This window comes from Pseudomonas synxantha BG33R (genome assembly GCF_000263715.2).
In the GTDB taxonomy this organism is placed as follows: domain Bacteria; phylum Pseudomonadota; class Gammaproteobacteria; order Pseudomonadales; family Pseudomonadaceae; genus Aquipseudomonas; species Aquipseudomonas synxantha_A.
On sequence record NZ_CM001514.1, the window covers coordinates 3,662,617 to 3,688,015 of the forward strand.

Annotated in this window: 2 protein-coding genes; both read right to left on the reverse strand. The window is 64.8% G+C overall.

Going from position 1 to position 25,399, the window contains the following annotated elements; translation table 11 throughout:
- Positions 1-726: 726 nt before the first annotated feature.
- On the reverse strand, positions 727-12,054 hold the full coding sequence (locus PSEBG33_RS11460; RefSeq protein ID WP_005788989.1) for a non-ribosomal peptide synthetase: 11,328 nt from the start codon (positions 12,052-12,054) through the stop codon (positions 727-729).
- A complete protein-coding gene (locus PSEBG33_RS11455; protein WP_005788991.1) occupies positions 12,051-24,968 on the reverse strand; it encodes a non-ribosomal peptide synthetase in 12,918 nt (4,305 codons plus the stop codon). The genes PSEBG33_RS11460 and PSEBG33_RS11455 overlap by 4 nt, the downstream gene beginning before the upstream one ends.
- Positions 24,969-25,399 lie beyond the last annotated feature (431 nt).

Genomic DNA, 25,399 nt, shown 5'->3' on the forward strand with positions numbered 1-25,399 from the left:
ATCCGTTATTTAGGTAACGGCCACTATTGGTTCCGCTCTTACAGCGGCTCACTTTTGAAAAGCGCAAAAGTAAGCAAAACGCTCTTGCCCCACCACTCGGCACCTCGCCTAGGCTCGGTGTGCCCGTAATCCGACAGGGATTTGGGGGGCCGCCGCCACGCGCCATCCATGGCGCGGGGCGGCTAAACCGGCATCCCTGCCGGTTTCCCCCCCAAATCCCTGTCGAATTCCGGCCAGCGTGGTTTAACGGGGCGCCTAAGATCAAAAGCAGATCAAGATCAAGATCAAGGGCGGCTCGCTTCGCATCGTGGTTACCGGGGGCAAGCCCCCTCCCATACTCCTGCCATTTCTGACCCACCTCGACAGCCAAAACCGGTCGGCTATAAGGCCGCCGCGCTGTGCTTTTGATCTGGGATCGCCCCGTTAAACCACGCTGGCCGAACGCGGACTTTGGAGCGTGGGTAACCCGGCAGGACGCCGGGTTAGCCGCGCTGGGCCATGGATGGCCCATCGCGGCGGCCCACGCTCCAAAGTTCGCGTTCGGGCACACCGAGCCTAGGCGAGGTGCCGAGTGGTGGGGCGAAGGCCTTTTGGTTACTTTTGGGCCTTTCCAAAAGTGACCCGCTGTAAGAGCGGAACCATAAGTGGCCGTTACCAAAGGAACGGATATGTACTCCGACAGACCGCAATCGGAAGCAAGCCCCCATTTGGATCGGTGTACAAGCATCAAGACACCACCTCCCCAACCCCAACCCCTTCCAACCACCACTTGGCCAAACCCGAAACATTCGGCACCTTGAGCAAGGTGAAGTGATTACCCCCGCCATACCAAACCTCCAACCCACTCCCCTGCCCCCGCCACCCCTCAACCATCAACCCCTGCTCACGCTGGTTCCCCGCCGCATCCAAGGCCGGATCCTGCGCCAGCACCAGGCGCACCACCCCGTCATACCGCGCCTGCGGCCGATAAACCGTGCGCAACGCCGCCGCATAAGTACGCGCAGGCCCATCCATTGCATCCACGGCAGCACGCGCCGGCAGTAAGCCAACGCCGATCATCCCCATATGCAACCACTGTCGCTGCGCCACCTCATCGCGCCCGGCGAAGTCCACCGGATCAATCCCCAGCGACTTCCCAGCCGCCAACTGCATCGCCTCGATCAATCGCAACAGCGCCGCCGTCGAGGTATAGGGCTTGCCATCACGCCCCGGCGCCTCACTGTCGATCACTGTCAAAGAGCCCACCTCGCGCCCCATCGCCTGCAAGCGCAGGGCCATTTCCAGCGCGACCCAGCCGCCAAACGAATGCCCGACCAGATGCACCGGCCCGTCCGGGCACTCCTGCTCCAACGCCGTGAGATAACACCGCGCCGCCGCTTCCACCTGGCTATGAGGCACCGCCTCGCCATCCAACCCACGGGGCTGCAGGCCATACAGCGGCCAATCACGTCCCAGCGCGTCGCTCAAGCCCACGAAACCGGTCACGCTGTCACCTGCTCCCGGCACGCAGAACACCGGGGCATAGCCGGCGCGCCCAGTCTGGATGCGCAACAACGGCTGATGGGCCGCGCAACTCACCGGCGTACTCGTCGCCAGCGCCTCGGTCATCGCCCGGCCCAGGCCCTGGATATGCGGCGCCTGCATCATGCTCTGGTGATCCCCAGGCACGTGCACCTGGCGCAGTTGCCCGGGCGCCAAAGCCGTGTCCCAGCCCAACGCCATACTGCGTTGCGACAGTTCGGTGGGGCGCTGCTCGGCGCTGAACAAGTGCACCGGAATCGGCAGCGGGAACAGGCTGTAGTGGGCCAGGGCGTGCCCGTGCCCGACTTCGCGCTGAAGAAAACTCAACAGGTCCGCGTCCGACGCCTCCGCCATTTGCGCGTATAGCAAACCTTGATCGCGACAGCGTTGCAGCAGATCCGCAAAGTCCAGCTGTCCAATCCGCGCCTCCAGTTGTTCAAGGCTTGCCAGCTCATTTACACCTCCCTGTGCTTTCCAATAAGCCGTGCATTGCAGCAACAAATGCCGCTTGAATGCATCCGGCCCGCTCCAGCGCGCTTTGCCCTGGTCAGTCAGGCGCGGCACATAGCTGTCGATCAAACCGAGGAAGGCCACGCTTTCATCCAGCCCCAGCAGTTGCATGGCGATTTCATAGGCCAGCACCCCACCAAAAGACCAGCCCGCTACCCGATAGGGACCGTGGGGCTGAATCTCGCGGATCAGCCCGACCATGCGCGCCGCCAGGCCTTCCATGCTGTTCAGGTGGGCCTCGCCCAGCGCCAGCCCCGGCAGGCCGTAGATCGGATAATCACCCGGCAGATGCTGGCCCAGCGCCGGGAAATACACGTCCATGCCGCTGAACTCATGCACCAGAAACAGCGGTGCCTGCGCCCCGCTGCTGCGCACGGTAATCACGCGGGTGTCGGGCAGTACATCATCCCCGCGCTGACGCAGCATCGCCGCGACGCCGGCCACGCTGGCATGTTGGAACAGCTCGGCCAACGACACCGGCAAACCGGCCTCGTCCAGCAGGTTGACCAGGCGAATCGCCAACAACGAATGCCCGCCCAGTTCAAAGAAGCTGTCATGCCGCCCCACTTGTTCGAGTTTCAACACCTCGGCCCAGCGTTGCGCCAACGTCTGCTCCAGGGCGTCGGCCGGCGTTTCGAACGTGCGGCTGGTCGAGGCGTCCCAGGCAGGCACCGGCAAGGCGTTACGGTCGATCTTGCCGTTGGCGGTCAACGGCAATTGCTCCAGCGCGACGTAGGCAGACGGCACCATGTACTCGGGCAAGTGCGCGTGCAGGTAAGCCCGCACCGACTCGACAGCAACGGGTTCGCCCGCCCAGGTGAAATAGGCCACCAGGCGCTTGTGCCCCGGAACCTCTTCACGGGCCAGCACCACGGCATCCTGGATGCCTGCGAACGTCGCCAGTCGCGCCTGGATTTCACCCAGCTCAACACGAAAACCTCGAATCTTCACCTGGTCGTCATTACGCCCGATGCACTCCAGCAGACCGTCGGCCGTCCAGCGCCCGAGATCGCCCGTACGGTAAAGCAAGGCGCCTGGGTTGAACGGGTCCTGCACAAACTTTTCAGCCGTCAGCTCGGGGCGATTCAAATAGCCCAAGGCGACGCCATCGCCGCCAATGCAGATTTCACCGACGATACCCAGCGGTACCGGCTGCTGCTGCGCATCGAGCACATACACTTGGGTGTTGGAGATCGGCCGCCCCACCGGCACGCTGTCGGCATCATCGGCAATCGTGTGCACTTCGCAGGTGGTGGCGTAAGTGGTGGTTTCGGTCGGCCCATAGCAATGCACCAGGCGCAACGCGGGTGCCTGCGCCAACAGCGTGCGGAACGCCGCCGGATCGGCCCGCTCCCCGCCGCACAAAAGGATGCGCAAGCCAGCCAGTGCCTGGGGAATCAACTGCACGTATTGGTTGAACAGCGCGGTGGTGACAAACAGCACCGTCACGCCCTGCAACGCCTGGGCGAAAGCGCTCGGATCGAGCAAGGTGGCGTGGTCAATCACCTGCACCTGGCCGCCATTGAGCAGTGGCCCCCACACGTCCATGGTGCTTGCATCGAACGCTGGGTTCGACGCAAAGGCCACGCGGTCGGCGGCATTGAAATCGGCATAGCCGTTGTTGAGCACCAGGCGCGTAATGCCGCGATGGGGCACCAGCACGCCCTTGGGCTGGCCGGTGGAGCCGGAGGTGTACATGATGTACGCCACGCTGTCCGAGGGTTGCGACAGGTCCGGGTTGTGGCTCGGTTGCGGGGCGAGACCAAGCGTGTCCAGGTCCAGGCGACGCACCCCGCTCTCTATGACGCAATCGCTGCGGGTCAGCAACCAGGCCGCGCCACAGTCTTGCAGCATGAACCCCTGGCGTTCAGCCGGTGCATTCACGTCCAACGGCACATAAGCGGCGGCGCATTTGAGGATGGCCAATTGGCTGACCAGCAACTCCAGCGAACGCGGCAGCAGGATCGCCAGGTGATCCCCAGGGCGCACACCCAGGCCGAGCAGGTGATGGGCCAAGCGGTTGGCGCGGGTATTGAGTTCGCCGTAGCTCACCCGCCGCTCGTTGTGCACCAGCGCCACCGCGTCGGGACGCGCCATGGCCTGGGCTTCGAACAGGCGCTGCACCGTGTGCTCACGCGCGAATGTACGGGCGGTGGCGTTGAAGTGCTCAAGCACCTGTTGGCGTTCGCTTTGAGGCAGGATCGGCAAGCGGTTGATGGCGATATCGCGATGACCTTCCAGAGCCTGCACCACCTGCGCCAGCGCGATTTCCAGGTAGTCGCACAAGCGCCGGGCGCCCTGCCCCATGACGGTCAGGCTGAACCCTTCACCGAGGTCATCCACACTGACCGCCACGCCGTAGTGCGTGTGCTCCTCGGCCTTGAACAACTCAATGCCCTGCCACGCCTCGGCCACGCCACCGGCCTGGGGTGCGCTGTGACGATAGTTGAACAATACGCTGAACAACGGCGTCGCCACCGGCACACCACTGCAACGCTGGGCCAACGCCAGGGGCGCATGTTCATGACTGAGCAACTGAGTCAGGCGCCCATGGGTGGTACGCAGTGCCGTCAGCACTGAGTGCTCCCCCAGGTCGACCCGCAGCGGCAAGGTATTGATAAATACGCCCATGGCCCGCTCGGCGCCTTCGCCGCCTTGCAGGCGGCCGAGCATCACCGTACCGAACACCACCTGCTCGCGGGCGCACACCTTGCCCAGGACGTGGGCCCAGGCCAAATGCATCACGCTGGCCGCACTGACCCCCGCCTGGCGGGCCTGGCTGCGCAGGCGTCGGCTCAACGACAGGTCGAGACCCACGCGTACGTTTTCCACGGCCCCCAGATTGGGCACCTCGGTGGGTTCGTCGACCTCACCGAGCATCTCGCGGAAAAACATCTCGTGATCCTCAGCGCCCAAACGGGTCTGGGCCACGTAGTTGCGATACGGCACGGGCGCGGCCAGCGTGTCCTGAGTGCCCAGCAGAAACGCCTGCATCTCGTGCTGCAGGATATCCAGGGCAACGTGGTCCATCACCAGGTGATGAAACAGCAACGTCGCGACCACCCGTTGCGATTGCTCGGCGTACACCAGCCGCATCAGCGGCGCCTGGCCAAGGTCCAGGCGTGGCGGCAGCGGCCCGCTCTCAACGCTTAGCCGGGCGTGGCGCCACACCACCTGCACCGGTTCTTCCAGGCCATCCCAATGCAAGGATGAACGCAGGATGTCATGACGCTGGATCACCGCCTGCAATGCGCTGGCGAAGGCCTCCAGGCGTGCGCGACTGTCAAAGGCAAACTGCGCCTGTAACACATAGGCGTCATCACCTTGCACAGCGCGATGCTGATACAGGATGCCGGCCTGCAACGGCGCCAGCGGGTAGATATCCTGCACATTCACCGCACCGCCGGGGATGCTGGCGACGATGCGCTCGATGGCCGCTTGATCCAGGCTGACCAGCGCCAGCATGTCTGGCGTGATGCGCACACAATCGGCCGCAATGCCATTGGCCGGTACCGCCACTTCACGCCCGCCGCCCAAAGCTGCCGCCAGGGCAGCCAAGGTCGGTTGACCAAACAGCACTTTCACGTCCGCCGACAAGCCCAGGCCGCGCATACGCCCGATCAGGCTGACCGCCAGCAACGAGTGGCCGCCCAGTTCGAAGAAGTTGTCGTGCCGGCCCACGCGTTCCACGTTGAGCAACTCGGCCCACAGCGCGGCCAAGGTGATTTCCGTGTCGCCCAGCGGCGCCTCGTACTCGCGCACCACCAACGCCTCCAGGCCCGGTGCCGGCAATGCCTTGCGGTCGAGTTTGCCATTGGGGCTCAGCGGCAGCGCATCCAGGTGCACGAAGCTGGCCGGCACCATGAACTCCGGCAGGTGCAGGAGCAAATGGGCGCGCAGGCTTTCAGTTTCGCTCGGCACGCCGGTGTAGTAAGCGATCAGGCGCTGCTCGCGGGCAATCACGGCGGCTTCCTGCACCGCCGGATGCTCGGTCAGGCGTGCCTGGATTTCGCCCAGCTCGATGCGCAGGCCACGGATCTTGACCTGGTCATCATTGCGCCCCAGGTACTCGATGTTGCCATCCGGCAAGTAGCGCCCGACGTCACCGGTGCGGTACATGCGCCCAGGGGCAAACGGGTCATCGAGGAAACGCTCGGCGGTCAGTTCGGCACGGTTGAGGTAACCCCGTGCGACTTGCACCCCAGCGATAAACAATTCGCCCACCACGCCCAACGGCACAGGCTGCAACTGCCGGTCCAGCACGTACATGCGCGTGTTGGCGATCGGCTTGCCGATGGGGGTGTTGTCGGGCACGTCAAAGTCTGCGCAGTGCCAGGCAGTGACATCCACCGCCGCTTCGGTGGGCCCATAGAGATTATGCAACTGGCTGCCCGGCAACTGTTGCTTGAAGCGGCGTACCAGGCTGCCCGGCAAGGCTTCGCCGCTGCACATCACCCGCACCAGCCCGCCCGCTTGGCTGACGTCACCGTGGGCGAGGAAGACATCGAGCATCGACGGCACGAAGTGCAAGGTCGTGACCCCTTCGGCTGCGATCACCTGGCACAGGTACTCAGGGTCTTTATGCCCATCCGGGCGCGCCATCACCAGGCGTGCGCCGGTGGACAGCGGCCAGAAGAATTCCCACACCGACACATCGAAACTGAACGGGGTTTTCTGCAACACCGTATCGCCTCCCGTGAGCCGGTATTCGTCCTGCATCCACAGCAGGCGGTTCACCACCCCGGGGTGTTCGTTGATCACGCCTTTGGGCTGGCCGGTGGAGCCGGAGGTGTAGATCACATAGGCGGCCACCCCGGCCACCGCTGGGTTGGTGATGGGCTGGTGCTGCCAGGTGGGCTGGTCCAGATCGAGCACCGGCACCTCGCCCAGCAGCCCGAGGGTGCTGCCCTGGGCCAGCACCACCGCTGGCGCGCTGTCGTGCAGCATGTAGGCGATACGCTCCAGCGGGTACGCCGGGTCCAGCGGCACATAGGCGGCGCCGGCCTTGAGGATCGCGTACAGGCCAATGACCATGTCCAGGCCACGCTCCACGCAGATCGCCACCCGCGCCTGCGGCTGCACGCCGAGGGCTTGCAGGTGGTGGGCCAGTTGGTTGGCGCGAGCGTTCAGTTCGGCGTAGGTCAGTTGCTGCTCGCCGGCCTTTACCGCCACGGCCTGCGGCGTGCGCAGTACCTGCGCTTCGAACATACCGTGCAGGGTCTGGTCGAGCGGGTAGTCCACAGTGGTAGCGTTGAAATCCACCAGCAACTGCTTGCGCTCACGCTCATCCACCAGCGGCACATGCGCAAGCACCGCCTGGTCGTTAGCGACCATGGCCTGCAACACGCGGGTGAAGTAGCCGAGGTAACGCCGTATCGTCGATTCATCGAACAGCGCCACGGCATATTCCAGCGCGCCGAGAATACTGCCCTGCACTTCCCCCAGGTTCAGCGACAGGTCGAACTTGGCGAAGTGACTGTTTTCGACAATGCCTTCCAGGGCCAGGTCGCCCAACGCCAGGGTCGGCGCGCTGCTGTCCTGCCAGCTCAGCAGGGTCTGGAACAGCGGGCTATGGGCCAGGCTGCGCGGCGGCCGGGTGATTTCCACCACCTGTTCGAACGGCAAATCCTGATGGGCCTGGGCCGCCAATGTCAGCGCCTTGACCCGAGCCAGCAGGGCCTCGGTGCTCAACTCGCCTGAGGTGTCGATGCGCAGCGCCAGGGTGTTGACGAACAAACCGATCAGCCCTTCCACCTCGGTGCGCGTGCGGTTGGCCACCGGCGTGCCGATCACCAGCTCAGGCTGCCCGGACAAGCGCGCCAGCAACGAAGCCCAGGCGCTCATCAAGGTCATGTACAGGGTGGTGCCATGGCGCTGGCTCAAGGCCTTGAGCCCGGCAGTAAGGCGTTCGTCCAGGCGCACTTCGACGCTGCTGCCGGCGTAGTCCTGCTGCGTCGGGCGCGGGCGGTCGGTGGGCAGGGTCAGCAACGCCGGCGCGCCGGCCAGGGTCTGCTGCCAATAGGTGCTTTGGCGGTGCAACACTTCACCGCTCAGCCACAGGCGTTGCCACACGGCAAAGTCGGCGTACTGGATCGGCAAGGGCGGCAACGGGTCGGATTGGCCGTGGCTGAAGGCTTGGTACAGCGCCATCAGTTCACGGGTCAGCACGCCCATGGACCAGCCATCGGAGACGATGTGGTGCAGGGTCAGCAGCAGCACATGGTGATCGTCGGCCATCACCACCAGGCGGCCGCGCAGCAACGGGCCACGCTCCAGGTCGAAGGGCGCCGAGGCTTCGCCGTGGATCAGCGCGTCCAGCGCCTGTTGCGGTTGCGCGTGGCAACGCAAGTCTTGCACCTGCAGCGGTAACACCTCCTCGGCCGGCACGATCAGCACCTGGGCCTGGTCGCCGTGTTGGGCAAAGCGGCTGCGCAGGGTTTCATGCCGCGCCACGATCCGCGCCAGCGCCCGTTGCAGTGCCTGCACATGCAACTGCCCGCGCAAACGCAGGCCGATAGGAATGTTGTAGGCGGTGTTGGCGCCCTCCATCAGCGCCAGGAACCACAGGCGCTGCTGGGCAAACGACAGCGGCATCTCTTCATCACGATTGGCCGGCAGGATATCCGGCAAGGTGCTGCGCCCGGCCTGGGCCAGCAGTTCGGCGACCGCTGCCAGTTCGGCGTTGGCGAACAGGTCGCCCAACGCCAACTCGACCCCCAGCCGCTGGCGGACCTGGGAGACCATGCGCATCGCCAGCAGCGAGTGCCCGCCCAACTCAAAGAAATGGTCACGCCGCCCGACCCGTTCCACTTGCAACACCTCGGCCCAGATCTGCGCCAGCACGGTTTCGATCTCGCCCTGGGGCGCTGCGTATTCGCGGGTAAACACTGCGGCCATGTCCGGTGCCGGTAGCGCCTTGCGGTCGAGCTTGCCATTGGTGGTCAGCGGCAGCGCGTCGAGCTTCATGAAGGCGACCGGGACCATGTAGTCCGGCAACTGCGCCACCAGGTGAGCGCGGATTTCGCCTACCGTCAGCGCGTCAAGTTGCGGGTTTTCGGTGAAGTAGGCCACCAGCCGCTCTTCACGCACCAGCACCACCGCTTCCAGGATGCCAGGCAATTGGTTGAGCCGGGTTTCGATTTCTCCCAGCTCAATGCGCACGCCACGGATTTTGACCTGGTCATCGTTGCGCCCCAGGTAGTCGAGCGTGCCATCGGGCAACCAGCGCACCAGGTCGCCGGTGCGGTACATGCGCCCGGGGTTGAATGGGTCGCGCAGGAAGCGCTCGGCGGTCAGTTCCGGGCGGTTCAGGTAACCTCGCGCCACGCCCTTGCCGCCCACGTACAACTCCCCCGCCACCCCTAGCGGCACCGGGCGCTGGTGTTCGTCGAGCACGTAGACGGTGGCATTGGCGATGGGCTTGCCGATATGCAACGGCTGGCCCGCCTCGACCTTGCCCGACGTGGCGACCACCGTGGCTTCGGTGGGGCCATAGTTGTTGATCAATTCAAAGCGCTGCGCCCGGCCGAACTGGCGCAGGCGATCGCCGCCGACCAGCAGGGTGCGCAATGTCGGGTGCTCGATAGTCTGGCTGAACGCGTACTCGGCCACCGGCGTGGGCAGGAAGCTTACGTCCAAAGGCTGTGCGCACCACCAGGCCAGCAGCGCGTCGATATCTTCAGCACCGTCATGGGCCGGCGGCAGGTGCAGGGTGGCACCCACACACAGCGCCGGCCAGACTTCCCAGGCCATCGCATCAAAGCCGAAACCGGCAACACTGGCGGTATGCCGCCCGGCGCGCAGGTCAAAAGCGCTGCAATGCCAGTCCACCAGGTTGGCGACGGTGTGGTGCTCGACCATCACACCTTTGGGCAAGCCGGTAGAACCCGAGGTGTAGATCACATACGCGAGGTTCGTCGGGCCGACAGCGACCTTGGGGTTGCTCGCCGAGTGATGCTGCCAGGTGAAGCGATCGAGGTTGATCACCGGCACCTCGATCTCGGGCAAACGAGCCAGCAACGCGTGTTGGGTGAGCACCGCCACCGGGGCGCTGTCGCTGAGCAAGTAGCTCAAACGCTCGGCCGGGTGGGACGGGTCTACCGGCACATAACCGGCCCCCGCCTTGAGGATCGCCAGCAGCCCGGCCAAGGTGTCGAGCCCACGCCGCGCCACAATGGCCACGCGATCATCGGGCCGAACCCCCAGCGCCAGCAGATGATGGGCCAGCAGGTTGGCTTGCTGGTTGAGTTCGGCGTAGGTCAGTTGCCGCCCTTCGTGCACGGCGGCGATGGCGTCCGGCGTGAGCGCAGCCTGGGCTTCGATACGCCCGTGCAAAGTGGTGCCTTGCGGGAACACTGCCTGGGTGGCGTTGAACTGTTGCAACAGCAGGCGCTGTTCGGCGGCGGGCACTACCGAAAGTTGGTCAAGCGCAGTGTGCGGCGCCTGCTCCAGCGCGGTGACCAGGTTTTCCAGCGCGGTGTGCAGGTAGGCGCAGACGCGGTGGGGGTCGACCTGGGTGCTGGCCAGCAAACTCAGGCCGAAGCCTTCGCCCAGGTCGTCCACACTCAGGGTCAACGGGTAGTTGGTGCGTTCCTCGGCGCGCAGTGCGGTAATGCCGTGCCAGGCCGACACTGCCTCGGCACTGGCGGCGGGAGCGCTGTGACGGTAATTGAGCAGCGCACTGAACAGCGGCGTCGGGGCGATCACGCCGCTGCAACGCTGGGCCAATGCCAGGGCCGCGTGCTCATGGCGCAGCAGCGTGGTCAAACGTGCGTGGGTGGCCTTGACCCCGCTGCGTACATCCTGGGCGTCGATATCCACACGAAACGGCAAGGTGTTGATGAAGATCCCCAAGGCGCGGTCAGTCGCATGGCTGCCTTGCATACGCCCCATCAACACGGTGCCGAACACCACCTGCGCCTTGCCGGCCAACACCGCCAGTACCTGGGCCCAGCCCAGATGGAACAGGCTGGCGGCGCTCACCCCCAGTTGCCGGGCCTGCACGCGTATACGCTGCGCCAGCTGCGGCGCCAATGGCAGGCTGACCTCGGCAATGGCGCGAGCATCGCCCTGCACATCCTGCAGCCCGAACGGCAAGGTCGGCTCGACGATATCGCCGAGCATCTGCCGGAAGAAACTTTCATGCTCCTGCTCGCTGATGCCCAGCCGCGCCTGTGCCACGTAGTTGCGAAACGGTACGGCCTGGCCGAGGGCCGCGCCCTGCCCCAACAGACACGCCTGCATTTCATGGCATACCACTTCCAGGGCGCTGTGATCCATCGCCATATGGTGGAACAGCAAGGTAGCGACGATGCGCTGGTGGGTCGGGTCTTCAGCATGTACCAGGCGCAACAACGGTGCCTGGGTCACGTCGAGGCGATAATGACGGGCATCGAACAAGTCATGCAGTTGTGCGGCGATATCGCCGTCGGCCGGGTCGAGCATCAAGGCTTGCACCGGCAGGCGCGCCTGGCGCCACACCACTTGCGAAGGTTGCGCCAGGCCATCCCAGACCACCCCGGTGCGTAAAATGTCGTGGCGGTCCATCACGCTTTGCAGCGCCTGGGCAAACGCCTCGAAGCGCTCCAGGCTGTCAAACGCGAACTGCGACTGCATCACGTAGGGGTCGCCCTGCTCGGCGCTGGCATGGTGAAACAGAATGCCTTCCTGCAATGGCGCCAACGGATAGATGTCCTGGATATTCGCCACACCGCCCTGAACGGTAGCGATAATGCGCTCGATCTCGTCCTGGCTCAGGGTCGAGAGGGTCAGCATGTCGGGGGTGATGCGCTCGGCATTGGCGGGAATGCCATTGGCCGGTACGACCACTTCGCCAACCTTGGCAGCCGAGTACTCACCGGCCTTGATCAGCTCGATCAGCGCCGGTTTGTGCTCGCGCAAGGCGGCCAATATTGCCGGGTCGCTCAAGGCTTGCCGGTTGCCGTTCACCGACAACTGTTCGCCCTTGAGCGCCAGTTGCACGTCCTTGGTTTTCAGGGTTGCCAGCAGCTCGAGGATGTTCACAGGACGATCTCCATTCGTTCGGTCATTGCGGCGTAGCCGGCCAGGGTCGGTTGTTCGAACAACGCTCGCACATCGGCTTCCATGCCTTCCTGGCGCAGGCGCCCGATCAAGCTCACAGCGAGCAGCGAGTGCCCGCCCAGTTCAAAGAAATTGTCATGCCGGCCTACCCGCTCCACCTTGAGCAGCTCGGACCACAACCGGGCCAGCAGGATTTCGGTATCGCCTTGGGGTGCTTCGTACTCACGCACCGTCAGTGCGTCCATACCCGGTGCGGGTAACGCTTTGCGGTCGAGCTTGCCGTTGGGGCTCAGGGGCATGACGGGCAGGTGCACGAACAGCGCGGGCACCATAAAGTCCGGCAGGTGCTGCAACAACTGGGCGCGCAGGCCGTCGATGTCACTTGGCAGGCCAGTGTAATAGGCGACCAGGCGCTCATCACGAACCACCACCACCGCGTCGTTGACCGCCGGATGCTCGATCAGCCGCGCCTGGATTTCCCCCAGCTCGATGCGCAGGCCACGGATTTTCACCTGGTCATCGTTGCGCCCCAGGTATTCGATATTGCCGTCCGGCAAGTAGCGGCCCACGTCACCGGTGCGGTACATCCGGCCAGGCGCAAAAGGGTCATCGAGGAAGCGCTCGGCGTTCAGCTGCGCACGGTTCAGATAACCCCGCGCCACTTGCACGCCAGCGATGAACAGCTCACCGACCACGCCCAGGGGCACCGGCTGCAACTGCCCGTCCAGCACGTACATGCGCGTGTTGGCAATCGGCTTGCCGATGGGGGTGTTGTCCGGGACGTCCGGGCGGGCGCAGTTCCAGGCCGTCACGTCCACCGCCGCTTCCGTGGGGCCATACAGGTTGTACAAACCAATGCCCGGCAACTGCTGCTTGAACCGACGCACCAGGCTGCCCGGCAGCGCCTCGCCGCTGCACATCACTCGCACCAACCCGGCCGCCTGGCTCACATCGCCATGGGCCAGGAACACGTCAAGCATCGACGGCACAAAGTGCAGGGTGGTGATATTTTCTGCCTCGATTACTTGGCACAGGTACGCAGGGTCTTTGTGCCCACCCGGGCGCGCCATCACCAGGCGTGCGCCGGTAAACAGCGGCCAGAAGAACTCCCACACCGACACGTCGAAGCTGAACGGGGTTTTCTGCAAGACCGCGTCATGGGCCTTGAGGCCATAGGCGTCCTGCATCCACAACAGACGGTTGACCACCCCGGCGTGTTCATTGATCACGCCCTTGGGCTGGCCGGTGGAACCGGAGGTGTAGATCACGTAGGCCGTGTGCCGGGCAGTGAGGCCCGCGACCTGCGGGTTGACGCAAGGCTGCTGGTGCCAGGTGCTCTGGTCGAGGTCGATCACGGTCACATCGCCCAGCAAGGCACGAGTGGCGGATTGGGCCAGCACCACCACCGGCGCGCTGTCTTGCAGCATGTAGGCGATACGCTCCTGCGGGTAGGCCGGGTCCAGCGGCACATAACCGCCACCGGCCTTGAGGATGGCGAACAGGCCGATCACCATGTCCAGGCCACGCTCCAGGCAAATGCCTACCCGTGAGTCCGGCTGCACGCCCCGTTCACGCAGGTGATGGGCCAGGCGGTTGGCGTGCTCATTGAGCTGTTGGTAACTCAGTTGCTGTTCGCCCGCCTTTACCGCCACGGCGTGCGGCGTGCGCAGAACCTGGGCCTCGAACATCCCGTGCAGGGTCTGGTCGAGGTTGTAGTTGACCTCGGTGGCGTTGAACCGCACCAGCAGCTGTTGCCGCTCTTCTGGTCCCAGGATCGACAGGCGATTGATCGCCTGCCGGGGTGCCTGCTCAAGGACCTCGACCAGCGCGGACAAGGCGTTGTGCATATAACCGCAGAGCCGTTGCGCATCCACCTGGGCCAAGGCCGTGAACGCGTAACCATCACCCAGGTCATCCACGTTCAGGGTCAACGGGTAATTGGTGCGCCCGTCATTGACCAGGGTCTGCATACCCTCCCACGCCAAGTGCGCATCCGCCGAACGGGTGGCGGCGCCGCGATGGCGATAGTTGAGCATCGAACTGAACAACGGCGCCGGTGCCGCCACGCCGCTGCAACGTTGAGCCAGGGCCAGCGAGGCGTGTTCATGGCCAAGCAATTGCGTGAGTCGCGCATGGGTAGCCCGCACGGCGGCGCGGGCGCCCTGGTCATTGATGTCCAGGCGCAGCGGCAAGGTATTGATAAACACGCCCAGGGCCCGGTCAGCACCCTCGCCACCTTGCAGGCGGCCCACCAGCACGGTACCGAATACCACCGTGTGGCGCGTCGATACCGCGGCCAGCACCTGTGCCCAGGCCAGATGAAACAGGCTGGCGCCGCTGACGCCCAACAACCGCGCCTGGCTGCGCAGGCGCCGGTTCAGGTGGTTGTCCAGTTGCAGGGTATGTTCTTCAATCGCACTGCCGTCGCCACGTACATCCTGCCAACCGAATGGCAGCGTCGGTTCATCCACATCGCCGAGCATTTGGCGGAAAAAGGCTTCGTGCTCCTGCTCGCTGACACCCAGGCGCGCCTGGGCCACATAGTTGCGATACGGCATCGGCGCGGTGGTTGGCGCGGCGTGGCCGAGCAGGTAACCCTGCATTTCCCGCAGCACCACGTCGAACGCGGTATGGTCCAGGGCGATATGGTGGTAGAGCAACACCGCCACCACGCGTTGGTTGGCCGGGTCCTGGGCATACATCAGGCGGATCAACGGCGCCTGGCTGATATCCAGGCGATGATGCCGCGCATCGAAACGCTCATGCAGGCCGGCAAGCACGTCGCCGTGCAAATGCAGCTCCTGAACGCTCAACGCCGCCTTGCGCCACACCACTTGCAACGGTTGCGCCAGCCCCTCCCACACCACCCCGGTGCGCAGAATGTCATGGCGGTCGATCACCTGTTGCAGCGCCTGCGCGAAGGCTTGCAGACGCTCGACACTGTCAAACGCCAGGTGCGATTGCAGCAGGTACGGGTCGCCCTGCGCGGCCGTGAGGTAGTGGTAGAAAATGCCTTCCTGCAGCGGCGCCAGCGGGTAGATGTCCTGCACGTTGGCAGCGCCGCCTGGCACCTGGGCGACTACCTGATCAATCGCGCACTGGTCGAGGGTCACCAGCGCCAGCATGTCGGGGGTGATACGTTGGCACTCGGCACTGATCCGGTTGGCCGGCACTTGCACCTCGCGACCACTGCCAACAGCAGCGGCCAGCGCGGCCAGGGTGGGCTGGCTGAACAGCACGCGCACGTCGGCGCTGAGGCCAACCTGGCGCATACGCTCGATCAGGCTGACGGCCAGCAATGAATGGCCGCCCAGTTCGAAGAAGTGGTCATGGCGGCCCACCTGCTCCACTTGCAGCACCTCGGCCCAGATACGCGCCAGGGTGGTTTCGACCTCGCCCTGGGGGGCCTGGTACTCGCGGCTGAGCACGGCGGCCTGATCGGGATCGGGCAGTGCCTTGCGGTCCAGCTTGCCGTTGGCGGTCAGGGGCAACACATCGAGGCGCATGTAGGCGACCGGCACCAGCGCATCGGGAAGCTGGGCCTGCAATTGCGCGCGCAAGGTCTCGATGGGGAGTGCGCGTTGCTCGGTGAACCAGGCCAGCAGCCGGCCTTCGCGCACCAGCACCACCGCTTCGCGAATGCCGTCCAGGGCGGCCAGGCGGCTTTCGATTTCGCCCAGCTCAACCCGCACGCCACGCAGTTTGACCTGGTCATCATTGCGGCCCAGGTACTCCAGATTGCCGTCGGGCAACCAGCGCACCAGGTCGCCGGTGCGGTACATGCGCCCCGGGCTGAACGGGTTTTGCAGGAAGCGTTCGGCAGTCAAGTCCGGGCGATTCAAGTAACCCCGTGCCACACCGCTGCCGCCTACATACAGCTCACCGGCCACACCGACCGGCACCGGGCGCAACTGCGCATCCAGCACATAGCTGCCGGCATTGGCGATGGGTCGACCAATATGCAACGCCTGCCCGGCCCGCACGCGACCGGAGGTGGCAACCACCGTGGCCTCGGTGGGGCCATAGTTGTTGATCACGGCAAAGCGCCGTTCCTGGGTGAACTGGCGCAGGCGATCGCCGCCAATCAGCAGGATGCGCAAGGTGGGGTGTTGCAGGTGTTGGCTGAACGCGTACTCGGCTACCGGCGTGGGCAAAAAGCTCACGTCCAGCGGCTGCGCCCGCCACCAGGCCAGCAATTCATCGATGTTTTCATTGCCCAGTTCGGCGGGCGGCAGGTGCAGGGTCGCACCGACGCACAAGGCCGGCCAGACTTCCCAGGCCATCGCGTCAAAACCAAACCCGGCCACACTGCTGGTGTGACTCGCAGCGGCCAGGCCAAAGGCTTCAGAGTGCCAATGCACGAGGTTTTCCACGTTGTGGTGTTCCACCATCACGCCTTTGGGCTGGCCGGTAGAGCCTGAGGTGTAAATGACGTAGGCCAGGTGCGCGGGCGTCAGTGCGGGCAACTGTGGATTGTTGACGGGCAGGTGCTGCCAGACGGGGTCATGCAAGTCGAGCAGCGTGACCGTGCCCAGCAGGTCACGGGTACTGGCCTCAGCGAGTACTGCCACCGGGGCGCTGTCGCGCAACAAATAAGCGATGCGTTCGGCGGGATACGCCGGGTCAATCGGCACATAGCCGGCGCCGGCCTTGAGAATGCCCAATAGCCCCACCAGCATCTGCGGGCCACGACGGCAGCACAGCGCCACGCGGTCATCCGGTCGCACGCCGAGTGCCAACAGGTGATGGGCCAGTTGGTTGGCACGCTGATTGAGCTGCTGATAGGTCAGCGCCTCGCCGCCCTGCTGCACGGCAATAGCGTGGGGTTGGCGCTCAGCCTGTACCTCAAATGCGCCGTGCACGGTGTGGCCACGGGGGAAATCCTGGGCCGTGGCATTGAATTCGCGCAGCAGGGTTTCACACTCCGCCGCGGGCAGGATCGGCAGGCGATTGAGTGCAGTGTCCGGCGTGCACTCCAAGGCTGTGAGCAACTGCGCCACAGCGTTGTGCATGTAGTCGCACAGGCGTTGCGCGCCGATCTGCGGCACCGCCAGCACACTCAGCCCGAAGCCGTCACCCAGGTCATCCACGCTCAGGGTCAACGGGTAATTACTGCGTTCCTCACCGCCCAGCAGCTGCACGCCCTCCCAGATGCCGTGGCCGTCGCGGGCCATCTCGGCGGGGTTGCTGTGACGGTAATTGAGCAAGGCACTGAACAATGGCGTGCTGGTCGGCACACCGCTGCAACGCTGAGCCAGGGCCAGCGAGGCATGTTCATGCCCGAGCAAGGCGCTCAGGCGTGCATGGGTGGCCTTGACCGCCGCTGACGCCCCGGCGGCAACATCGACCCGCAGCGGCAGGGTGTTGATAAACATCCCCAGCGCGCGGTCTGCACCTTCACCGGCTTGCATACGGCCCATCAGCACCGTGCCGAACACCACGTCATCGCGGCCCGACACCAGCCCCACGACCTGGGCCCAGGCCAGGTGCATCAGGCTCGCGGCGCTCACACCCAGCTGTCGCGCCTGCTGGCGGACCCGCTGCGCCAGCGCGGCGTCCAATGGCAGCCCGGCCTCCTCGATGGCGCGGCCATCGCCCTGCACATCCTGCAAACCAAACGGCAAGGTTGGTTCATCCACATCGGCGAGCATGTCGCGAAAGAACTGCTCATGCTCGGCCACACTGACACCCAGGCGCGCCTGGGCCACATAGTTGCGAAATGGCGCGGCGGCGGGCAAGTCCTGGGCCTGGTTGAACATGAAGGCGCGCATTTCCTGGCCGACCACCTCCATGGCTGTGTGATCCAGCGCCAGGTGGTGAAACAACAGGATCGCCGCAACGCGGTTGTGCGCCGGGTCCTGGGCATAGACCATGCGCAGCAGCGGCGCCTGGGTGATGTCCAGCCGGTAGTGCCGGGCATCGAAGCGGGCGTGCAGTTGCTCGATGATGCCGCCGTCGGCCGGGTCCAGATGAACCTCCTGCACCCCCAGTTGCGCCTGGCGCCACACCACTTGCAGCGGGCTGTCCAGGCCCTCCCAGACCACGCCCGTGCGCAGGATATCGTGGCGGGCAACCACCTGTTGCAGCGCCGCCATGAACCCGTGCAAGCGGTCGAGATTGTCGAACGCCATGCGCGATTGCAGCAGGTACGGGTCGCCCTGTTCGGCGCAGAGGTGGTGGTAGAGAATGCCTTCCTGCAACGGCGCCAGCGGGTAGATGTCCTGCACATTCGCCGCGCCACCCGGCACGCTGGCGACGATACGCTCGATGGCATCCGGAGTAAGCTGCACCAGGCTCAGCATGGACGGTGTGATCTGTGTGCAACCGGCCGGGATGCCATTGGCCGGCACCACGATTTCGCGACCACTGCCCACCGCCGCCGCCAACGCTGCCAGGCTCGGCTGGTTGAACAGCACCCGCACATCGGCGCTCAGGCCCACTTGGCGCATACGTTCGATCAGGCTCACCGCCAGCAGCGAATGCCCGCCCAACTCGAAGAAATGATCGTGACGCCCGACGCGTTCGAGCTTGAGCACGTCCTGCCAGATCTGCGCCAGCAAGGTTTCCACCTCGCCTTGCGGGGCTTCGTAGCCACGACTGAGCAAGGCCGACGGGTCCGGTGCCGGCAAGGCTTTGCGGTCGAGCTTGCCATTGTTGGTCAGGGGCAGACTGGCCAGCGGCATATAGGCCGACGGCAGCATATAGTCCGGCAACTGCCCTTGCAGGTGGGCGTGGACCAGCTCAATGCCCAGGTCTGCCGCGGCCCAGGTGAAGTAGGCGACCAGGCGTTTTTCACCCGGCATATCTTCCCTAGCCAGCACGGCGACATCCTGGATGCCCGGGCAACTGGCCAGGCGTGCCTCGATCTCACCCAGCTCGATACGAAAGCCACGGATTTTCACCTGGTCGTCGTTGCGACCCAGGCATTCGAGCAAGCCGTCTTGCGTCCAGCGCCCGAGGTCGCCGGTGCGGTACAGCAAGGCGCCCGGGTTGAAGGGGTCCTGCACAAACTTTTCAGCCGTCAGCTCGGGGCGGTTCAAATAGCCCAGGGCGACGCCATCGCCGCCGATGCAGATTTCACCGGTGATGCCCAGCGGCACTGGTTGCAACTGTGCATCGAGCACATAGATCTGTGTATTGGAAATGGGCCGCCCCACCGGCACGCTGTCGGTATCCGTACCGACCTCGCGCACTTCATGGGTGGTGGCGTAGGTGGTGGTTTCGGTCGGCCCGTAGCAATGCACCAGGCGCAGCGCCGGCGCACGCGCCAACAGGCTGCGAAATGCCGCCGGATCAGCACGCTCACCGCCGCACAGCAGGATGCGCAAACCGGCCAACGCCTCGGGGATCAATTGCACGTACTGGTTGAACAGTGCGGTGGTCACGAACAACACCGTCGCGCCCTTAAGCTCGGCGCCGAACGCCAACGGGTCGAGCAAGGTGGCATGGTCGATCACCTGCACTTGCCCGCCGTTGAGCAATGCGCCCCACACATCCATGGTGCTCGCATCGAACGCCGGGTTGGAGGCGAAGGCCACGCGGTCGCTGGCATTGAAGTCGGCATAGCCATTATTGATGACCAGGCGCGTGATGCCGCGATGGGGCACCAGCACGCCCTTGGGCTGGCCGGTGGAGCCGGAGGTGTACATGATGTACGCCACGTCTTGCGCAGACCGAGCCAGCCCCGGGTTGTCCGCCGGCAGGTCGGCCAGGTCCAGTTCGGCAAGATTGTCCAGCACCTGACGGGCGCCGCTGTCCTGCACCATGAAGGTTCGACGTTCGAGCGGCGCGTTGACGTCCAGCGGTACGTACACCGCCGCACACTTGAGCACCGCCAACTGGCTGACGACCAGGTCGATGGAGCGCGGCAGCGCCAGGGCCACCGCCTCACCTGGCCGCACGCCACGGCCAATCAAATGATGGGCCAGGCGATTGGCGCGGCGATTGAGGTCACGGTAGCTCAGCGACAGCAGGCCATGCACCACCGCGACCGCTTCAGGCCGGGCCAGTGCCTGGGCTTCGAACAGTTGCGCAACGGTGAGCTGCGACGGGTATTCCCGGGCGCTGGCATTGAAGTCTTCAAGCAATAAGCGCCGCTCGGCGGGCGGCACAATCGACACCTTGTGCATGGCGGTGGTGGGCGCGTGTTGCAGCGCGCTCACCACATGGCGCAACGCGGTGAGCATGTACTCACCCACGCGTTGCACATCCAGATGGGCGACACCTTGCACCGTCAGGGCAAACCCCGTGCCCAGGTCATCGACGTTGAGTACCAGCGGGTAGTTGCTGCGCTCTTCGGAGCTGAGGATCTGGATACCGAACGCGGCAAAGGGGTTGTCCCCCGGCGCTTCATCGGGTGCGCTGTGCCGGTAGTTGAGCAAGGTGCTGAACAACGGCAACGAACCCGGCACGCCGCTGCAGCGCTGGGCCAGGGACAGCGCGGCGTGTTCATGCGCGAGCAACTGCGCCAGGCGCGCATGGGTGGCGCGCACGCCGGCTTGCACGCCGACGCTGCCGAGGCTGACCCGCAGCGGCAAGGTATTGATGAACATCCCCAGCGCGCGGTCAGCGCCCTCGCCGCCCTGCATACGCCCCAGCAAGACCGTCCCGAACACCACGTCCTGCTGGCCCGACACCTGGCCCAGCACCTGGGCCCAGGCCAGATGCACCAGGCTCGCCGTGCTGACGCCCAGTTGCCGCGCCTGTTCGCGCAGGGCCAGGCTGAGGGCCGGTTCCAACGGCAGATGGGCCTCATGGATGCCGCTGCCGTCGCCGTTCACATCCTGCAAGCCGAAGGCCAGGGTGGGCTCGTCGATATCGCCGAGCATCTGGCTGAAGAAGGCTTCGTGCTGCGCCTGGCTCAGGCCCAGCCGCGCCTGGGCCACGTAGTTGCGGTACTGCACCGCGTCAGGCAGTTGCGCGCGGTTGCCGTGCAGGCTGGCGCTCATTTCTTCGACCAGCACTTGCAGCGCCGTGTGATCGAGCAGGATATGGTGCAGCAGCAGGATGCCGACCAAGCCGTCCGCCTCTTCAGCGCAGGCCAGGCGCATCAGCGAAGCGCGAGACAGATCCAGGCGATAGTGGCGAGGGTCGAAACGCTGTTGCAACTGCGCCAGGGCATGGGCGCCCTGGGTGTCCAAGCGCTCAACGGCCAGCGGCGCCTGGCGCAACACCACTTGCACCGGTTCCTCCAGGCCCTCCCAGAGAATCGCAGTGCGCAGGATATCGTTGCGTTCGATGACACTATGCAGCGCCTGAATAAAGCCATCCACCGCGCCCTGGTCGTTAAAGCGCAACTGCACCTGCAACACGTAGGGGTCGCCCTCGCTGGTTGCCAGGTGGTGGTAGAGAATACCGGCCTGCAACGGCGCGAGAGCGTAGATATCCTGCACGTTGGCCACGCCACCGGGCACGGCCTGAAGGATGTGATCGATGGCGGCCTGGTCCAGGTTGACCAAGGACAGCATGTCCGGCGTGATGTGCTCACTGTGTTCCTGGATCAGATTGGCCGGGACCTGCACCTCATGGTGCCCGCCCACCGCTGCCGCAAGGGCCGCCAGGGTCGGCTGGCCGAACAGCACGCGTACATCGGCGCTCAGCTCTACCTGGCGCATGCGTTCGATCAGCTTGACCGCCAGCAGCGAATGCCCGCCCAACTCGAAGAAGTTGTCGTCACGCCCCACCTGGTCGAGCTTGAGCAGGTCCTGCCAGATCATCGCAATGGTGTTTTCCACCACCCCTTGGGGCGCGGCATAACTGCGCCGGGCCAAAGCGTCGGCATCGGGTGCGGGCAGGGCTTTGCGATCGAGCTTGCCGTTGGTGGTCAGGGGGAACGCCTCCAGGCGCACGAAGGCGCTGGGCACCATGTGTTCGGCCAGGCTCTGCAGCAAGTGATCGCGCAAGGCGGCGACGCTGGGCTCACCCTCGGTGATCACGTAGGCCACCAGACGCTTGTCACCCGGCTCATCCTCACGGGCGATCACCACCGCATCGCGCACGCCGTGGGCGGTGGCCAGGTGCGCCTGGATTTCGCCCAGCTCGATACGGAAACCGCGGATCTTGACCTGGTCATCGTTACGCCCCAGGTACTCGACACTACCGTCGGCCAGCAGGCGGCCGAGGTCACCGGTCTTGTACATGCGCAGGCCGGTGGCCGGGTCCGCGAGGAAGCGTTCGGCGTTGAGTGCCTCGCGGTTCAGGTAACCGCGCGCCACCCCGGCGCCGCCCACGTACAGCTCGCCCACCACACCGTATGGCAACGGCTCGTGTTGTTCATCCAGCACATACAGCTGCAAGTCGGGGATGCGTACGCCAATCGGGCTGACGCCCACCAGTTGGGCATCCGCCGCCTCCAGCGCACGATAGGTCACGTGCACGGTGGTTTCGGTAATACCGTACATGTTTACCAGCTGCGTACCGGCATTCACCGCCCGCGCATACCATGGCTTGAGCATGGCCGGTTCAAGGGCCTCACCGCCAAAGATCACCTGTCGCAACGAATGCGCCTGGGTGCTGTGGCCCTGGGCCGCGATCAACTGGCGGAACGCGCTCGGCGTCTGGTTGAGGATGCTCACTTCGGCTTCGCAGAGCAGCGTGTAGCACTCATCCGGCGAGCGGCTGACCAGTTGCGGCACGATCAGCAACTGACCGCCGTGCATCAGCGCGCCCCAGATTTCCCACACAGAAAAATCGAATGCGAAGGAGTGGAACAGTGCCCACACATCGTGCGGGTTGAACCCGAACCAGTGTTGGGTGGCACTGAACAGGCGCGCCACCTGGCGGTGCTCGATCATTACCCCCTTGGGTTGGCCGGTGGAACCGGAGGTGTAAATCACATAGGCCAGATTGGCCGGGCTCAGGTGCAGCCGTGGATCGGTGATGGGCAACTGGCCCAGGCTGTCGAGGTCAAGCTGCGCCAGTTCGCCTACCCGGTGACGAGTGCCGGCCTGCACCAGCACAACCACCGGTTGGCTGTCGGCGAGGGTGTAGGCAATGCGTTCCTGCGGGTATGCCGGGTCTATCGGCACGTAGCCGGCACCGGCCTTGAGGATACCGAGCAGGCCGATGATCATCTGCGGGCCGCGCTCCACGCAGATCGCCACGCGGCTGTCGGGCTCCACGCCCTGGGCCAGCAGTGCATGGGCGACCTGGTTGGCGCGTTCGTTGAGTCGACGATAGGTGAGGCGCTGCTGCTCAAAGCGCACGGCAATGGCTTCAGGCTGGGCGGCGGCGTGGGTTTCGACTTGCTGGTGGATCAACGCGGTATCGGCGTAGTGCGTGGGGCTGTGGTTCAAGGTATGCAGCAGGGCGTGGCGTTCAGCGTCGGGCAGGATGTTCAGGCCGCAGAGCGGCCTGTCCGGTCGCTGCTCAAGGGCGTCGGCCAGGCTTTGCAGCGCGGTGTGCAGATAGCCGGCAACCCGCAGTGCACCGATGGTCGCATCCACCATCACCGTCAGCGCGAAGTCTTGCCCCAGGTCGTCAACGTTGACCGTCAGCGGGTAGTTGGTGCGCTCTTCGGCGCCCAGAACCTGGATGCCGTCGGCAACCTCGATCACGGCGGCCATGTCGGTGGCCGCACTATGGCGATAGTTGAGGATCGCGCTGAACAACGGTGTGGGTGCTGCCACCCCGCTGCAGCGCTGGGCCAGTGCCAGGGACGCATGTTCGTGATCGAGCAGGCGCGTAAGACGCTCGTGGGTGACTTGCACCGCAGCGCGCACGCTTTGCGCGCCAACATCAACCCGCAACGGCAAGGTGTTGATGAACATGCCCAAGGCCCGCTCACCGCCCTCGCCTGCGCCCATGCGCCCGAGCATCACGGTGCCGAACACCACCGCCTCGCGACCGGAAACCACGCCCAACACCCGCGCCAACGCCAGGTGCATCAGGCTCGCCACGCTCACCCCCAACGGCCGCGCCACACTGCGCAGGCGACGACCAAGGGCGCTATCGACGGGAATGCGCGCTTCATCAATGCCCTGACCATCGCCCTGCACATCTTGCAGGCCGAACGGCAGCGTCGGTTCATCGATATCGGCGAGCATGTCGCGAAAGAACGCCTCATGGGCCTGTTCGCTGACACCCTGGCGCACTTGGGCGATGTAGCTGCGAAACGCCACCGGCGGGCCCGCTTGCGCGTGCTCACCGGCCAGGTACAGCTGGATTTCATGGCGCACCACATCCAGGGCGGTGTGATCGAGAATGGTGTGATGGAACAACAGCATCGCCACCACGCGCTGGTTGGCCGGGTCCTCGGCGAACACCAGACGCAGCAGCGGCGCCTGGCCAAGGTCCATGCGATAGGCACGGGCGTCATAGCGCGCGAGCAATTGAGCGAGACGGTCGCCGCCATCAAAATGCGCTTCTTCACACGCCAGCTGCGCCTTGCGCCACACCACTTGCAGCGGCTCGTCGAGGCGCTCCCACACCATGGAGGTGCGCAGGATATCGTGGCGGTCAATCACCCATTGCAGCGCCTCAGCAAAGGTTTGCAGGCGTGCGCGGCTGTCGAACACAAACTGCGCGTGCAGCACGTAGGGGTCGCCCTGCGCGGCAGAAAGATGGTGGTAAAGCATGCCTTCCTGGAGCGGCGCTAGGGGGTAGATATCTTGCACATTCGCCGCGCCGCCGGGGATGGACGCGACGATACGGTCGATGGCCGGCTGGTCGAGGTTGACCAGCGCCAGCATGTCCGGGGTGATGCGATAAGCCGGGCTCAGCCAGTCACCGCCATGCTCGGCGACCAGGGCCAGCAACTGGGGTTTATGCGCGATCAATTGATCCCAGAGCGCGTCATCCAACGCCTCGTCATCGCCCAGGACGATCAGGTCGCCTTCTTCAGTTTGCAGACGGATCGCATGGGTGGAGATCGCTGCCAGTAAGTCGCTGAACTGCATGGGGTAACCTGCCTGATAAGTCACGGTTTAAGAGAATGTCCGTATTCAGTTTTGCCGCTAGGCGCGGCGCCCTTGAAAAACAACGGGCGCAGCCGGGGGCCTGGAGAGGCTTCCGGCAGGCTTGGAAAATTAAGGGATTTGCACAGTGGGAGGTGACATGGGAAGCGGGGACACGTGTCGGGTGGGAGGGTTCCCGTGTTTGCTCGCGGGTCTTCAACTTTGCTGAGTTTTGCCAGTACTGCGGTGATGATCGCCCAAGTCACATCTGTGGGAGGGGGCTTGCTCCCTCCCACATTTTGGCCTGTGTCGCCTGTTCGACATGCATTGTTAAAGGCCAGCAATCCATATCCCTTTAATTTGCAGGACGTTTCCTAGACAATCCTTCGGCCTTGCGCCTGCTCAATCCACTGGCTAGCCTTCGCTTCGTCGCT